This window comes from Methylophilus sp. YYY-1 (assembly GCF_029132825.1).
GTDB classification, from domain to species: Bacteria; Pseudomonadota; Gammaproteobacteria; order Burkholderiales; family Methylophilaceae; genus Methylophilus; species Methylophilus glucosoxydans.
Genome location: NZ_WOVG01000001.1, coordinates 643,249 through 657,513 on the forward strand (window position 1 = coordinate 643,249; position 14,265 = coordinate 657,513).

General features: G+C 51.8%; 14 protein-coding genes and 1 tRNA gene. 6 read left to right on the top strand and 9 right to left on the bottom strand.

Going from position 1 to position 14,265, the window contains the following annotated elements; all coding sequences use genetic code 11:
* Positions 1–705: 705 nt before the first annotated feature.
* Both GOC95_RS02920 and GOC95_RS02925 read right to left on the bottom strand, forming a co-directional pair.
* Positions 706–1,188, bottom strand: coding sequence for a dihydrofolate reductase (locus tag GOC95_RS02920; protein ID WP_275355637.1), 483 nt, complete (start codon positions 1,186–1,188; stop codon positions 706–708).
* A gap of 11 nt (positions 1,189–1,199) precedes the next feature.
* A complete protein-coding gene (locus GOC95_RS02925; protein WP_275355638.1) occupies positions 1,200–1,739 on the bottom strand; it encodes a peroxiredoxin in 540 nt (179 codons plus the stop codon).
* Positions 1,740–1,866: 127 nt separating this feature from the next.
* Here GOC95_RS02925 and GOC95_RS02930 point away from each other — a divergent pair, with 127 nt between their 5' ends.
* On the top strand, positions 1,867–3,729 hold the full coding sequence (locus GOC95_RS02930) for a tetratricopeptide repeat protein (protein WP_275355639.1): 1,863 nt from the start codon (positions 1,867–1,869) through the stop codon (positions 3,727–3,729).
* Here GOC95_RS02930 and GOC95_RS02935 read toward each other — a convergent pair.
* Entirely contained in the window at positions 3,726–4,559 is an 834-nt protein-coding gene (locus GOC95_RS02935; protein ID WP_275355641.1) for an HDOD domain-containing protein, read from the bottom strand. The genes GOC95_RS02930 and GOC95_RS02935 overlap by 4 nt on opposite strands.
* Positions 4,560–4,808: 249 nt before the next feature.
* Between GOC95_RS02935 and map the strand changes: the two genes are divergently transcribed.
* Together map and GOC95_RS02945 are read left to right on the top strand one after the other, a co-directional pair.
* Entirely contained in the window at positions 4,809–5,603 is a 795-nt protein-coding gene (map, locus tag GOC95_RS02940) for a type I methionyl aminopeptidase (RefSeq protein ID WP_275355642.1), read from the top strand.
* 27 nt (positions 5,604–5,630) lie between these two features.
* On the top strand, positions 5,631–8,207 hold the full coding sequence (locus GOC95_RS02945) for a [protein-PII] uridylyltransferase (protein ID WP_275355643.1): 2,577 nt from the start codon (positions 5,631–5,633) through the stop codon (positions 8,205–8,207).
* A gap of 74 nt (positions 8,208–8,281) precedes the next feature.
* On the opposite strand, the gene GOC95_RS02950 is transcribed toward GOC95_RS02945, so the two are convergent.
* The 6 genes from GOC95_RS02950 to GOC95_RS02975 form a co-directional block, all read right to left on the bottom strand.
* The gene (locus GOC95_RS02950; RefSeq protein WP_275355645.1) at positions 8,282–8,821 is read right to left on the bottom strand and encodes a PEP-CTERM sorting domain-containing protein; all 540 of its coding nucleotides are present in this window, start codon (positions 8,819–8,821) and stop codon (positions 8,282–8,284) included.
* 168 nt (positions 8,822–8,989) lie between these two features.
* Complete coding sequence (locus GOC95_RS02955; RefSeq protein WP_275356382.1) at positions 8,990–9,262, bottom strand: cupin domain-containing protein; 273 nt, start codon at positions 9,260–9,262, stop codon at positions 8,990–8,992.
* Positions 9,263–9,366: 104 nt separating this feature from the next.
* Positions 9,367–9,642, bottom strand: a complete 276-nt coding sequence (locus GOC95_RS02960) for a cupin domain-containing protein (RefSeq protein WP_194748017.1) — start codon at positions 9,640–9,642, stop codon at positions 9,367–9,369.
* Positions 9,643–9,710: 68 nt separating this feature from the next.
* Positions 9,711–9,800: transfer RNA gene (locus GOC95_RS02965), tRNA-Ser, on the bottom strand.
* Positions 9,801–9,825: 25 nt separating this feature from the next.
* Complete coding sequence (def, locus tag GOC95_RS02970) at positions 9,826–10,359, bottom strand: peptide deformylase (RefSeq protein ID WP_275355647.1); 534 nt, start codon at positions 10,357–10,359, stop codon at positions 9,826–9,828.
* A gap of 21 nt (positions 10,360–10,380) precedes the next feature.
* Entirely contained in the window at positions 10,381–11,136 is a 756-nt protein-coding gene (locus GOC95_RS02975; protein ID WP_194748021.1) for an S-methyl-5'-thioinosine phosphorylase, read from the bottom strand.
* A 67-nt stretch (positions 11,137–11,203) separates the two neighbouring features.
* Between GOC95_RS02975 and hpnC the strand changes: the two genes are divergently transcribed.
* The 3 genes from hpnC to hpnE are packed head-to-tail and all read left to right on the top strand — an operon-like array spanning position 11,204 to position 14,261.
* Complete coding sequence (gene hpnC / locus GOC95_RS02980) at positions 11,204–12,073, top strand: squalene synthase HpnC (RefSeq protein WP_275355649.1); 870 nt, start codon at positions 11,204–11,206, stop codon at positions 12,071–12,073.
* Positions 12,070–12,912 (top strand): presqualene diphosphate synthase HpnD, encoded by an 843-nt coding sequence (gene hpnD, locus GOC95_RS02985; RefSeq protein ID WP_275355651.1) that lies wholly within the window; start codon positions 12,070–12,072, stop codon positions 12,910–12,912. Before hpnC ends, hpnD begins: the two co-directional genes overlap by 4 nt.
* Positions 12,909–14,261, top strand: coding sequence for a hydroxysqualene dehydroxylase HpnE (gene hpnE / locus GOC95_RS02990; protein WP_275355652.1), 1,353 nt, complete (start codon positions 12,909–12,911; stop codon positions 14,259–14,261). The genes hpnD and hpnE overlap by 4 nt, the downstream gene beginning before the upstream one ends.
* The last annotated feature ends 4 nt before the right edge of the window (positions 14,262–14,265 follow it).

The window sequence follows — 14,265 nt, forward strand, 5'->3', positions numbered from 1 at the left end:
ATTTTACCGAGACCTCTGTTTCGCCTGTGAGCTAGTCACCTTTCTTTGCGTACATTGAACAAGGTTGTATTAGGCATTAACAGCATGGGTGAATGATTTATTTCGCCTTTTAGGCGACCGTTCTTTCTTATGCTTGTCCATAAGAAAGAAGGCAAAGAACAAGACACCCTAGCTTCCGCTTGTTTCCTGCGTTGCTCGGCGCAGCAGATAGGGGCCCAAAAACCACTGAGCGCCACACATAGTGCATTAAAGAAAGAATTGGAGTTTTTGAACGGTCCAAATTTTTAGGCTGTGAGTTTGACGCGACAAATCCCATCCCATCACGCTGAGTAGCGGAAACAAAGTAAGAAACAAGGGAGCGACTGTCCAAGCTCCGCGGCAGCTTGCGGGGTGTGCAAGCTGCTAGGGCAAGTTTCGATGGACGCCCACTTTGTTGATAACTAAGACTGCAGCGCAGTCTGTTACGGCGTAGGCTAACTTGCGCAGCAATGTTAAGCGTAGCGGCCGTAGCCAACAACGCAAGGCCGCCGTCAGGCCGTGATGGCTGGGTGCCCTCCTCTTTGGCTACGGCCGCCGCTTTGTGGCTTAACCTAAAGGTTAGCCTACGCCGGAATGACGAAAAACTGGACTAACTTGGATTGAGATTAAGCATCGAAAAAAGAATAACCTTATTCTTTTTTCGATGCATCAAGCCAAAGGCTTCTATCATCGCCGCTGATAAACCATATCACTATAATGCAGGCCATTCTCCGAGGTATGCCCTTCCTCACTCACCAATTCCCACTCATGCATCTCGATTTCCGGGAAAAATGCATCCCCGCCGACATGAGCATATACCCGCGTAATGTATAGCCGCGTGACATAAGGCAGGCCCAGTGCATACAACTCCGCGCCGCCAATGAGAAAGGGTTCTTCATCACCGGCACAGGCTGCAAGCGCTTGTGGCAGTGAATGTACAACCTTGGCCCCTTCAACCGCGTATTCAGTATCGCGAGTGACGACTACCGTGGTGCGTCCGGGCAACAAGCGCCCCAGCGACTCATAGGTTTTGCGACCCATAATAATGTGGTGGCCCATGGTCAACTGCTTGAACCGCTTGAGGTCTTCGGGCAGGTGCCAGGGCAACTGATTATTGTGACCAATGACACGGTTGTCTGCATGGGCGACGATCAGGGAAAGGGCTTGCATGGTGATACTCACTAAAAAGCCGACAGACGCTTGAGGTCACGAATGATGGCCTCGCTATGCCCGTCAGGGTTGACGTTGCTGTAAGACTCGGCAACAACGCCTTGCGGGTCAACAATAAAGGTCATGCGCTTGGCGGCCTGGAAGACGACAAGGTTAAACAAGGCGCCATAGGCATCAGCCACCTGACCATTGCTGTCTGCCAGCAACGGAAAAGACAAGCGGTGTTTTTGCGCAAATGCGGCATGGCTGGCAACGGTATCGACACTGATACCTACCACCTCGGCACCCAGGGCATGGATCTGCTGGATATCATCCCTGAACTGGCAAGCTTCGCGCGTACAACCAGGCGTGTCATCTTTGGGATAAAAATAAAGCACCAGCCATTTACCCTGCCATTCGGAGAGTTGCCGCAGGTTTCCCTGGGCATCTGGCAGACTGAATGCCGGAGCTTTCATGCCGACGCTGACGCGTGTAGAAGGCTGCTGATATTGGCGATAGCCCCAGACGGCTAACCAGAACAACAGGCCGTACATGATCAGTTTGATCAGCATTGAGTTTCCTTTCTTTAGGGTAAATGACATTCAGGTCGTTGACGCTGACAGCTGCTTATTGTACCTTAATCCGCCATCCATCCATTTAAGGTCGCCCGCAATCGCTTGAAGTGTTGCCAGTTATCCCATGAACAATGAAGCCATTGCAAAACTGCTGAAACTGATTGCTGCCGATCCGCAGAAGTGGGATGCCTATCAGAAGCTGGCAGGCCTAATGCTGCAAAACCAGGAGTTTCATGCGGCTGAGCAATATTTGCTGCAAGCGATCAGTCTGCGGCCTGACCTGCTGGAACTGCGGGTGCAGCTAGGCAACCTGCATATGCGCACGCAACAGTTCAAGGCGGCGCATGAGTGCTACAAACAAGCCATTGCCCTGGATGCCAAACAGGCACAGCTTCATTACCTGGATGCACGCGCACTGAAAAACCTGGGTAGAACACAAGAAGCCATTTTGCGCCTGCGTACCGCCATCAAGCTTGACCCGCAACGACTACCCGCTTTTACCGAATGTACTGACCTGATGCTGCAACTGCAGCAAGTCGACCAGGCAGCCAATGTTTTACGACAGGCAGTGGTGGCGCATCCGGAGCATGCCCATTTTCACTATCGTCTGGGGGTGTTATGCATGCAACTGCAACAAACAGACGATGCACTGTTATGCATGAACGAGGCGATCCGCATACAGCCTGACTTTGCCGATGCCTATCATCAGCGCGCCTTGATTCTGCAATCACAGGGCAAGCCACAAGAGGCCGTGCTAAGTTTTGATGAAGCTATCCGCTATCAACCGAATTTGCATTTACCCTACAACAACCGTGGCGTGGTGTTATGCCAGCTGGGGAAGTACACTGAAGCGATTGCCGATTTCCGCCTGGCCTTGCAGTTGAACCCTGGGTATGCGGCTGCCCAATGCCACCTGGGCTTGGCGCTGTATGAAAACAGGCAGCACGATGAGGCTTACGCCTGCCTGGAGACGGCGCTTAAATTGGCGCCGAATCATGCGCAAGCCAGATATACCATGAGTATGCTGCGATTGGCACGCGGAGAATTCGAAGCCGGCTGGCCGCTGTATGCGGCGCGTTTTCAAGTGCTTGCGGACAAACACCGGCCAGATTTAAACTTGTTATGGTCATCGGCAGGCGCTCTGGTCGGCAAAACCATTCTGATCTGGGCCGAGCAGACGTTGAGCGACACCCTGCAATATTGCCGTTACCTGCCTATGGTTCAAGCCTGCAAACCCAACCATCTGGTATTAGCCGTGCCTGAGGCTTTATTTGACCTGTTTAATGAGTATTGGGCGCATGATGCAACGATTCTGGTCGTTTGCCAGGATGGACGTAGCCTGCCGCATTTTGACGTATTCTGCCCCATGCTGAGCTTGCCAGCGGTGTTTAACACGCAACTGGATACGATACCGGCCGGCTTGCCTTATCTGGGGGTAGAGGCACGCCACAGTGAACCCTGGCAACAATTACTGGGGCCTGGCCGTCGGTTGCGCATCGGGCTCAACTGGTGTGGCGAGGCGGCGAACAAATATGATCAGTGGCGCAGTATTCCGCTCTTTCTGATGGCGCCTCTGCTGAATATGGAAGTCGAATGGCACAGCTTGCAAAAAGAGTTCAGGCGCGAAGACCATATCATGCTCAAACGGTTTCCCATGCTGGAATGTCATCACCCGGAATTAATAAACTTCACCGCCACTGCGGGGCTGATCATGCAAATGGATCTGGTGATATCAGTCGACACGGCCGTCGCGCATTTGGCTGCGGCCTTAGGCAAAGAGGTCTGGTTATTACTGCCGCAACATGCGCATTTCCGCTGGTTACAACAGCGCGAAGACAGTCCGTGGTATCCAGGCATGCGCCTGTTCAGACAGGGGGATGACGAAGCCTGGGAGCAAGTGATTGACCGGATACATCAGGCCGTTACCGATGTGCTGGCCCAGCGTCATGAGCGCCTGATCGCAAGCGAACAAGCCGCACAAGACTAATGTTGTGGCACGCCGACGATATGTTTGACCCGCTCAACATCAACATGCAGCAACTCGGCAATATCTTTGTAGTCATCGGGCAAGGCAGCATTATCCCAGCCGTCGGCAGAATGTCTGGCCAGATTCACGGCTAACTGCACATTACGCACCCTGGGCAGGTCTGCGCGCGCTTCGTCCATCAGGTCACTGAGCAATGGCGGCAAGTTAAAGACCTGCACCAGCTCGGCCTGTAACTCCAGCAATCTGAAACCCAGCACTTCTTGTTGAACGACCCGGCTACGCAAGGTTTTATCTGCGTCCTGGCGCTGGCTGATTTCGCCCATCGCATCCGGGTTAAAGCACCACATGAGCATTTCGGCAAAATCATGCAGCGAGGCTGCCACCCTCACCTCTTCTGCGTGCAAATCCATCAAATGCGAGGCAAACTCTGCGGAAAAATAACCGGCACGGTGAGCCCGTATCATGAGCTTGAGCAAATCGATCAAGGCGGACATATGCTCATGCAACACATCCTCCACATGCGGAACGGTAGGAATCTGCGCGAAAAACGTGCCAGTGCCCATCATGATAATTGCCTGCTCGACCTGCACCAGGTCCTGTAGCTGATGACGGCTGCGATGATTATTGGCGTACGCCAACACCTTGAACATCATGAGCGGATCATTAATGACCACACGGGTAATGTCTCGGGCGCCCGTTTCATCTTCACGCGCCTGTAATTGAGCGATCTCTCTGGCCGTCTGCCGCAAGACCGGAATCTCTGCCGCCTTAAAAAAAGCCACCCAATCTTTAACGGTGCGGTTGGCTCTTGCTTCGGTGAGTGTCACCATAAGTGTGCTCCAGCTAAAATCATGCCCGAGTATAAATCATTGCCATCAAGTGCCATGTCGGGATCAATTACACTAATGCCAGTCAGTTTCTTTTATGACTCAACTCTATTAACGGCGTTCTTGCGCATTCCTTGAGCGAAGTAGGCCAAACATCATGACTGCTATGTGTCTATGTTAGAATGTTGTTTTAGTTAATGATTCCGAAAGCCTGTCTGGGAAACGGATTAACGTAAGAGCGGTCACTCGTTTATGGCAATTGTTCTGCATACCCCCGAAGAAATTGAAAAAATGCGCATCGCAGGTCGTCTGGCCTCAGAAGTGCTGGATTACATCACACCGTTTGTCGTGGCGGGGGTGACCACCAACAAACTGGACCAGCTTTGCCATGATTACATCGTCAATGAACAGCAAGCGATCCCGGCCCCATTAAACTATGCACCAGATGGCCATGCACCCTACCCCAAGTCTATTTGCACCTCGATTAACCAGCAAATCTGTCATGGGGTCCCTAGCGAAAAAGAGCTGAAAAATGGTGATATCGTCAACCTGGACATCACAGTCATCAAAGACGGCTATCATGGCGATACGTCACGCATGTTTATGGTCGGCAGTGTCTCACCACAGGCCAAGCGGCTGTGCGACCTCACCTACCAAGCCATGTGGCGCGGCATAGAAAAGGTCAAGCCTGGTAACACGTTGGGCGATATTGGCTATGCGATTCAGTCATTTGCCGAAAAAAATGGTTACAGCATTGTGCGTGAGTTCTGCGGCCATGGCATCGGCAAAAAATTTCATTGCGAACCCCAGGTGTTGCATTATGGCAAACCCGGGGCAGGCTTGACGCTCAAGCCTGGCATGATTTTTACCATCGAACCCATGATCAATGCTGGACGCCGCGACATCAAATTCATGCCGGATGGCTGGACCGTGGTCACCAAGGACCGTAGCCTGTCGGCACAATGGGAGCATACCGTACTCGTCACTGAAGAGGGCTTTGAAATCATGACCGTCTCAGCGGGTACGCCAGCCCGGCCCACGCTCTAAGGCACGCATGTCGATGGTCAGTCCCGCATGACAGTCATTGGCAAGGAACATCTCAAGCATTGGCGAGCGTCAGTACAACTGACACGTCAACAACTGGCCGATGCTTATCTGGCCAAGCCGCAAGCCAAACGCCTGCTACAACAACATACGCGCTCACTCGATCTACTGCTTAAACAGATTTGGCAGGCTTATGCCCTGCCAGACAGTGCTTGCCTGGTTGCGGTCGGCGGCTATGGCCGTGGCGATATGTTTCCCTACTCGGACATTGATTTGCTGATCCTGATGCCGGAAAACAGCGATGCTGCGCTACAGACGCTGGTTGAATCGCTGATTGGCACCTTGTGGGATATTGGTCTCAATATCGGTCATAGCGTGCGCAGCCTCAAAGAGTGCCTGGACGAAGCGCAGCTGGATGTGACCATCATGACCAACCTGCTGGAAGCCCGCTGGCTGAGCGGAGACAAAAAAACTTTCCAGTCCCTGACGCAGTTACTGCATACACAGCTGGACCAAGCCCGTTTTTTTGCTGAAAAACTGCGTGAGCAACAAATCCGTCATGCCAAATTTCATGACACGGCTTACAACCTAGAACCCAATGTCAAAGAGAGTCCAGGCGGCCTCAGGGATTTGCATATGGTTCTTTGGGTCGCGCAAAGCCAGGGCTTGGGCAGTGATTGGAACGCGCTTGCCCAGGCGGGGTTATTAAGTCGGCATGAAGCCATTCAACTCAAAAAACACGAACGTTTGCTGCAAAACCTGCGCATCCGCCTGCACCTGATGGCCAAGCGCCGGGAAGACCGCCTGGTATTCGACTTTCAAAACACGCTGGCGGAGCAGATGGGCTATGAGACCAATCCGCAAAAACGTGCCAGCGAACAGTTAATGCAAGGCTTTTACCGGAGTGCCAAAGCGGTCATCATAGAAAATGAAGTCCTGCTCAAATTACTGCATGCACGCATTCAGCCAGAAACCAAGCCGCCGCAAGCATTAACAGAAGACTTTAGCCTGTCTCAGGGCTTGCTAAGTGCAAATGCGCCAGACCTGTTTCAACGCAAGCCAGAAACCATCTTGCAATGTTTTCAACTCCTGCAACAATACCCGGAAATTACCGGCTTTAGTGCGCCGCTCGTACGTGCATTGCAGGCGGCACAGCCGCTGATCAACCATCAATTCAGACAACGCGCCAATCACAAAGCCTTGTTCCTGCAAATTTTGCACAGCCGCGAAGGTGTGCACCGCAGCCTGCGGCGCATGAACCGTTATGGCATCCTCGGCCGCTATATCCCGGTATTTGGCCGCGTCATCGCACAAATGCAGCATGATCTGTTTCATGTGTATACGGTAGATGAGCACACGCTGAATGTCTTACGCAACCTCAGACGCTTTGCCAAACCCGATTTGAGACACGAATTTCCGCTGTGCAGCCAACTATTTAATGCATTCAGCCAGCCACATTTGCTCTATCTGGCGGCCATTTTTCACGACATTGCCAAAGGCCGTGGCGGCGATCATTCGCTGCTGGGCACCCTGGACGCGCGCCGATTCTGCAAACAACATGGCTTAAGCAAAACGGATACAGAGCTAGTCGCTTGGCTGGTTGAGGCACACCTAAAACTATCCAGCACGGCACAAAAAAGTGATTTATCCGACCCCGATGTGATTGAAGCCTTTGCGCATCTGGTGGGGACAGAATATCGCCTGACAGCGTTGTACTTACTGACGGTGGCCGACATTCGCGGCACCAGCCCGAATGTGTGGAATGCGTGGAAGGCCAAACTGCTCGAGAGCCTGTTTTTGCAAACGCGGCGAGTGCTGCAACAATCACTGAATACCGAAGCCCAGCTCAGCTTACGCAAGCAGGAAGTGTTGCAGAAACTTAGCAGTTTCAACCTTAAAGAGTCTTCCGTGGCAGCCCTGTGGCAAGCCTTTGGCAATGGCTATTTCAGTCGTTTTGACAGTGATGAAATCGCCTGGCAAAGCCGATTACTGATTCCGCATCTCAATACCGAACAAGCCATTGTGCGTGCCCGGCTCAGCCCCAAAGGGGATGGCATTCAGGTGATGATCTACAGCCGAGATCAAAAAGAGATTTTTGCCCGTATCTGCCATTTTTTTGACAGCATGCAATACAACATTGTGCAGGCCAAGATTTATACCACCGCTCACGGCTATGCTCTGGATAACTTTATTGTGCTGGAACCTGAAACACGGCAGATCAGCTATAACGGCTTATTGAAGCATATTGAACAAGGGTTGAATACGCAATTGATCAGCCATGAGGCGATTCCCGCGCCAATTCGCGGCCGGGTCAGCAGGCAAGTCAAACATATGCCGATTAGCACGCAAGTGAGTTTTAAAGCCGTGCCCAATCCACAGGACTCAGACCAGCCTTTTCAACAGCTGGATATCATCGCCAATGACCGCCCAGGATTATTGGCCAGTATGGCGCTGATTTTTCAGCAACATGGCATTGCATTACATAATGCCAAAATCAACACCTTAGGCAACCGGGTAGAAGATAGTTTTTTAATCTCAAACTGCCATGGGTCTATGCTCGATGAAGCACAGTTAGAGGATCTCAAATCTGCATTGAACACGCTTTGATAGTGGTTGGTCTTAAGACAAGCAAAAAGCCCTTGGCAAGCAATGCCAAGGGCTTTTTGTAAAAGTTCCATCACTTATAGTTGTCGACGCCGTACGGCAATCAAACCCAGCCCAGCCAACAACAATGCAAGATTTTCAGGCTCAGGCACAGGGGTTGTCACCAAATTTAAAATCACTTTTGAACCAGCTGTAAAAGAGACATTCTCCCAATTCAGGCCGACTTGATTATCATTAAAAGTGAAGCTGAGATCTGTAGATTGGAAAGACTGTGAGTCATAGGTCACGCTAGTAATGCGATCTGCGCCCGTAAAGCTCAACAAATTACCACTGTTGATTACAATCCCATTGCTGGTATAGGACGGTGCTGAATAATCAAAAAAACTATCTTTAAGAAAGGTATAAGTAATTTGGTTATCTGTCACACTAACGTTAAAAGAACCAAATACCAAGTCTGCGGAGGTACCCGCTGCATTGAATGTGGTGGCTGAGTTGCCAAAAGCATAAGCTCCGCCGTTGTAGTAGTATGTAGAACTTACCGTACTCCCATTGAGTCCGGCATAAGCACCGGAAGAGAATATCAAAGCTGCCATTGCGAGAACTGAAGCGATCTTCATATGCTAACCTCACCAAATAATTAATTGATTTTAAAGCCATTTTATAGAGACCAGCACATAATGGCAATAGCCCATTTGGCCTAGCGAGCAACGCGCCTCCCGATTCAAATCAGTTTCTGATAGCCTAACAGTATAGGCTTAGGGATTTTTTGGCACTTGTCGTTGAAATCACTCAAAATGGTAATGCTTTTTCAACGGCTGTTTGACTTCCCACACACAATCCAGCCCACTGGCAAAGGTGACTAAGTCACCCGCCCCAAAACTCACCGGCTCGCCATCTTTAGGTGTCACGGTCACCTCCCCTTGCAAGATATAAGCAATCTCGCTACTGCTATATTGCCAAGGGAAAATAGAGACTTCTTTTGACCAGGTTGGCCACTGATCCACACCAAGTGCGGCGAGTGTCTCGGCGCTGGGACGCTCGACCTTAATTTGATTCACTGGATGATGACTCATGTGTATTCCTTTCTTGCTTAGGATAACGGAGGCCCATCAACAAAAAACCCTGCCGGATTGACAGGGTTTTCATCATACTACCACTTCAATTAAAAGTGTTTGTAGTGTTTTTTCAATTGCTTGACGACTTCCCACTGGGATTTCAGGCCTTTTGGAAACTCTACATAGTCACCTGCTTTGATGGTGACCGTTTCGCCACCAGCTGGCGTCACTTTGAATTCACCTTCCAACACATAGGCTTTTTCAGTCATAGTGAAGTCGAGTGGAAATTTTGATGGAGGGCAATCCCAAATGTTCCAGCTGGACACGCCCAGCTCGTTCAATTTCTCTTGGGATGGGTTGCTATCGATAATGATTTGAGCCATGACGGTTCCTTCATGTAAATATAAAAAACTGCAAATAGAAATGCCGCAAAACTGCGGCATTTCATGTCTGGCGGAAGAGGTGAGATTCGAACTCACGGAGGGCGTGAACCCTCGACAGTTTTCAAGACTGTTGCATTAAACCGCTCTGCCACTCTTCCCGAAAGCGCGCATTATAGCAAACAATCAGTCATCTGGAAGCGTTATTCCAGGAAAAAGTACATCATTAAAGCCAAATTTTGTCAGATCACGGATACGCATGGGGTAAAGCACACCAAATAAGTGGTCACATTCATGCTGGACCACCCGCGCATGAAAGCCGCTCACCGTGCGGTCAATCACGTTACCTTGCGGGTCAAAGCCACGGTAATGCAGGTGCTGATAACGCGGCACCAGGCCGCGCATGCCAGGCACAGACAGACACCCTTCCCAACCCTCTTCTTCTGCCTCATCCACAGGTGTGAGTTCGGGGTTGATCAAAATCGTAAAAGGCACGGCTTCGGCATCCGGATAACGCGGATTGGCACCGACGCCGAACATCACCACCTGCAAGCTGACACCAATTTGTGGCGCGGCAATGCCTGCGCCCTGCATGTGCGTCATCGTGTCGTGCATATCCTGAATCAAGGCATGCAACTCGGGCGTATCAAACTCGGTGACCTTGTCTGCTACCCGGTAAAGTATAGGCTCGCCCATTCTCAGCACAGGTTTGACTGCCATTTCTGCTCCTCTGACTGCCGTTTAAGCCACAGAACAATCATTATCTGACAGGTATTGCGCAATGACGGCACGGACTTTATCCATGGTTTGCTGCAGCAAAGGCATGACCTGCTCAAACTGGATAGATTGTGTACTATCGCCGCGACCAGCCGCAAAATTGGCTACCGGGCAGATGGCCGCATAAGACACGCCCAATTCACGCGCCAATACCGCTTCCGGCATGCCGGTCATACCGACAAGGGTGGCACCATCCCGCTCATAGCGGTCTATCTCTGCGGCGGTCTCTAGCCGCGGCCCTTGCACGCAAGCATACACACCGCCATCCACCACGCTGCAGCCCACATCGGCAGCGGCTTTGAGACAGCGTTCACGCATGGCTTGTGAATAAGGTTGTGTGAAGTCTACATGCCGCACAGGCAGCTCTATGCCATCGTGATAGGTGTTATTGCGGCCATAAGTGTAATCGAGTATCTGGTTAGGCAAGACGATATCTCCCGGGATCAGATTACGCGTAATGCCGCCCACCGTGGCCACTGCAAGCAAATCACAGACGCCGACCGAATGCAGGGCCCAGACATTGGCCCGGTAATTGATCGCATGTGGCGGAATCGTATGCCCACCACCATGACGGGCTAAAAACACCACCTCTTTGCCATTGATTTCGCCAAAGACTAAGGGCTGCGAAGGTTCCCCATATGGCGTGCGTACGATCAAGCGCTTAGAAATGTTCAAATTATCCAGTGCGGTGAGCCCAGTGCCCCCAATAATGCCTAACATAAGTTCTCTTTATGATTGTTCATCTGCAAGGCGTAAGCGTATCATGGATTTATGGCATACTTAAGCCATGCATGCCTTTTCCAAGCCCGCCCAGCCCCAACCTAGCCTGACACTGGCACACACGCATTACGAAAACTTTCCGGTTGCATCCTTGCTGTTACCGGCCCATTTACGTCATGCAGTGACGGTCATTTACCAGTTTGCGCGCGAGGCAGACGATATTGCAGACGAAGGCAACGCGAGCGAAATAGAGCGCCTGCAAGCCCTGCAGGCTTATGAAGATGAGTTATTATTGATTCAGGCCTATATACAGCCCTCACAGCCATTGTTTCAATCGTTGCAAGCGGTGATCCGGACTCACACTCTCGATGTTCAACTGTTAATCGACCTCATCGATGCTTTCAAACAGGATGTGGTGAAAACCCGTTATGCTAACTTTGAGGAAGTACTGGATTATTGCCGCCGCTCGGCAAATCCGGTCGGCCGCCTGATGCTGCAATTGTATGGCAGTGACAGCACGCAACACCGGCTGTGGTCCGATCAAATATGCAGCGCGCTGCAACTGATTAACTTTTATCAGGACATTGCGCTAGACCTGCAAAAACATGGGGCCGTCGGACGGATTTACCTGAGTCAGGAGGACATGCTGGCGGCGGGCATCAGTGAGCAGGATTTGCGTGCACAACGGCTGGACAGCCACTGGCAACAGTTCTTTTTGACACAAGTGGGGCGTGCTGAGGCCATGTTAAAGGCTGGCAAACCCTTAGGTCGCGCCCTACCTGGACGGATCGGTTTTGAGTTGCGCATGATGATTGCCGGTGGCGAACGTATCGTGCATAAATTAAAATCCTGTCGTGGCGATATTTACCATCACCGCCCGACCTTGAAAGCCTATGATTGGCCACTGATTTTGCTGAAAGCCCTGTTTAAACAATGACGCCTCAACAATATTGCCTGCAAAAAACCCGTGAGAGCGGTTCCAGCTTCACGCTGAGTTTTGCTTTTTTACCCAAAGCCAAGCGCGAGGCGATGACGGCGCTGTATGCCTTTTGCCGCGAAGTGGATGATGTGGTGGATGAGTGTACCGACTACCAGATCGCCCAAACCAAGCTTGGCTGGTGGAAACAGGAAGTTGAGCGGCTGTTTCATGCCACGCCGCAACATCCGGTGACGAAAGCCTTAGAGCCCGTCATCAAAACCTATGGCTTGCAAGAAAGCCATTTCATTGAAATCATCGATGGCATGCAAATGGATACGCAATACAATCGCTATGCGGATTTTGAACAGCTGGGCCTGTACTGTTACCGTGTGGCAAGTGTGGTCGGCTTGCTGTCAGCGCAAATTTTTGGCTATAAAAATCCGGCCACCTTGCAATACGCGCATGACTTGGGCATGGCGTTTCAACTGACCAATATCATCCGCGATGTCGGCGAAGATGCGCGGCGCGGACGCATTTATATTCCACTGGATGAGCTGGAGCGTGACAGTGTTACCGAGCAACAACTGCTTAATAGCGAAGCCACGCCGCAAACGCAGGCCTTGCTGCTCAAGCAGATTGCCCGCGCGGAACTGTTTTATGACAAAGCCCTGCAGCAGCTCCCGCCAGAAGATCGGAAAGCCCAATTACCAGGATTGATGATGGCGGCCATTTACCGAACACTGCTGCAGGAAATCAAACAAGATCCCAACCTGGTACTTAACCATAAAATTGCGTTGCCGCCATTTAGAAAGCTCACCTTGGCGCTGGGCGCCTGGTTTAAATCCCGCCGTTCATGAGTGCAGTGTTATCCCGGGCTAATCAGAAAACATCCCCAACCGTTAGCGCCACCGCGAAGCTTCGCAGAGTAGCGGTGATTGGCGCCGGTCTGGCCGGGTTGTCTACGGCCTTGCGCTTAGGTCAGCAAGGCTATCAAGTATGCGTCTTTGAGGCCGCCCCGCAGGCAGGTGGCCGTGCACGTGGGGTATCGCACTCTTCAACCACGCTGGATAACGGCCAACATCTTTGCCTGGGCGCCTATCATGCCACGCTGGCCTTAATACGCGATGCCGGCCTGGATCACAGGCATGTGTTCAGGCGCTTGCCGCTGGCATTGCACATGCACGATGGTCAGCATCGTATTTCGCTGGTCACCCCAGAATGGCTACCCGCCCCGCTGCATCTGCTGTGGGGCTTAATCACCGCGACCGGACTGGACTGGCAAAGTAAATGGCGCGCCATCTGCTGGATGCGGCAGTTACAAAAAACCGCTTTTACGCTTGCGCAGGATATGCCGGTATCCGGCTTACTGGCTCAAGCACAACAAACGCCACTGGCGATCAAGTACTTGTGGGAGCCCTTATGCCTGGCTGCACTGAACACGCCGCTAGCGCTTGCCAGTGCACAGGTATTTTTAAATGTACTCAGGGATAGTTTTCAGCATCGTCGTCAGGACAGTGACTTTCTGGTGGCTAGATCTGATTTGTCCACCGCCCTTATTCAGCCGCTGTTAACGCAGTTACAAACACAGGGGGTTGCAGTCAGGCTGGGGACCACTGTCACCGCCATCGAGGCTTTTGAGCATGGTTGCAAGCTGACGCATCAGCAACAAGAAGTGTTTGATGCGGTGGTGCTTGCGGTCGGACCACACCAACTGAAAACCATCGCAGGCGCACCTACGCTGCCCTGGCGCGAGTATCAACCCATTACCACCATTTACCTGCAATTCAGCGATCAGGTGCGCTTGCCGCACCCCATCATGGGCTTATGCGGCGGCTGGGTGCAATGGGTATTTGACCGCGGGCAGTGCTGTGACCAGGCCGGCTTGCTCGCCGTAGTCATCAGTGCGCATGCGCCCTTTGAGATGGACAAGGCCGTCCTGGTCACACATTGCCTTAATGAGATTAATGCTGCGCTCGGCAACTACGACATGGCATTGCAGCAAACGCCTCTGTGGACAAAAATCATCACAGAAAAACGCGCCACCTTCAGTTGCAGCCCGGCTTTAAAGCGACCTGGCCCTCAAACCGCACATGCCCGCATCTTTTTAGCCGGAGACTATGTCGCGAGCCCTTATCCGGCCACCATAGAAAGTGCGATCCGTAGCGGCGAGGCCGCTGCGCAAGCAATTACCCGATTACTGGGCTAGCAGC

Excerpts from the sequence above, each read along its gene's own strand:
- GOC95_RS02920 (WP_275355637.1), bottom strand. The coding sequence starts at position 1,188 with ATGCAAGCCCTTTCCCTGATCGTCGCCCATGCAGACAACCGTGTCATT.
- GOC95_RS02925 (WP_275355638.1), bottom strand. The coding sequence starts at position 1,739 with ATGCTGATCAAACTGATCATGTACGGCCTGTTGTTCTGGTTAGCCGTC.
- GOC95_RS02975 (WP_194748021.1), bottom strand. The coding sequence starts at position 11,136 with ATGTTAGGCATTATTGGGGGCACTGGGCTCACCGCACTGGATAATTTG.
- GOC95_RS02935 (WP_275355641.1), bottom strand. The coding sequence starts at position 4,559 with ATGGTGACACTCACCGAAGCAAGAGCCAACCGCACCGTTAAAGATTGG.
- GOC95_RS02950 (WP_275355645.1), bottom strand. The coding sequence starts at position 8,821 with ATGAAGATCGCTTCAGTTCTCGCAATGGCAGCTTTGATATTCTCTTCC.
- map (WP_275355642.1), top strand. The coding sequence starts at position 4,809 with ATGGCAATTGTTCTGCATACCCCCGAAGAAATTGAAAAAATGCGCATC.
- GOC95_RS02945 (WP_275355643.1), top strand. The coding sequence starts at position 5,631 with ATGACAGTCATTGGCAAGGAACATCTCAAGCATTGGCGAGCGTCAGTA.
- GOC95_RS02930 (WP_275355639.1), top strand. The coding sequence starts at position 1,867 with ATGAACAATGAAGCCATTGCAAAACTGCTGAAACTGATTGCTGCCGAT.
- GOC95_RS02960 (WP_194748017.1), bottom strand. The coding sequence starts at position 9,642 with ATGGCTCAAATCATTATCGATAGCAACCCATCCCAAGAGAAATTGAAC.
- def (WP_275355647.1), bottom strand. The coding sequence starts at position 10,359 with ATGGCAGTCAAACCTGTGCTGAGAATGGGCGAGCCTATACTTTACCGG.
- hpnE (WP_275355652.1), top strand. The coding sequence starts at position 12,909 with ATGAGTGCAGTGTTATCCCGGGCTAATCAGAAAACATCCCCAACCGTT.
- hpnC (WP_275355649.1), top strand. The coding sequence starts at position 11,204 with ATGCATGCCTTTTCCAAGCCCGCCCAGCCCCAACCTAGCCTGACACTG.
- hpnD (WP_275355651.1), top strand. The coding sequence starts at position 12,070 with ATGACGCCTCAACAATATTGCCTGCAAAAAACCCGTGAGAGCGGTTCC.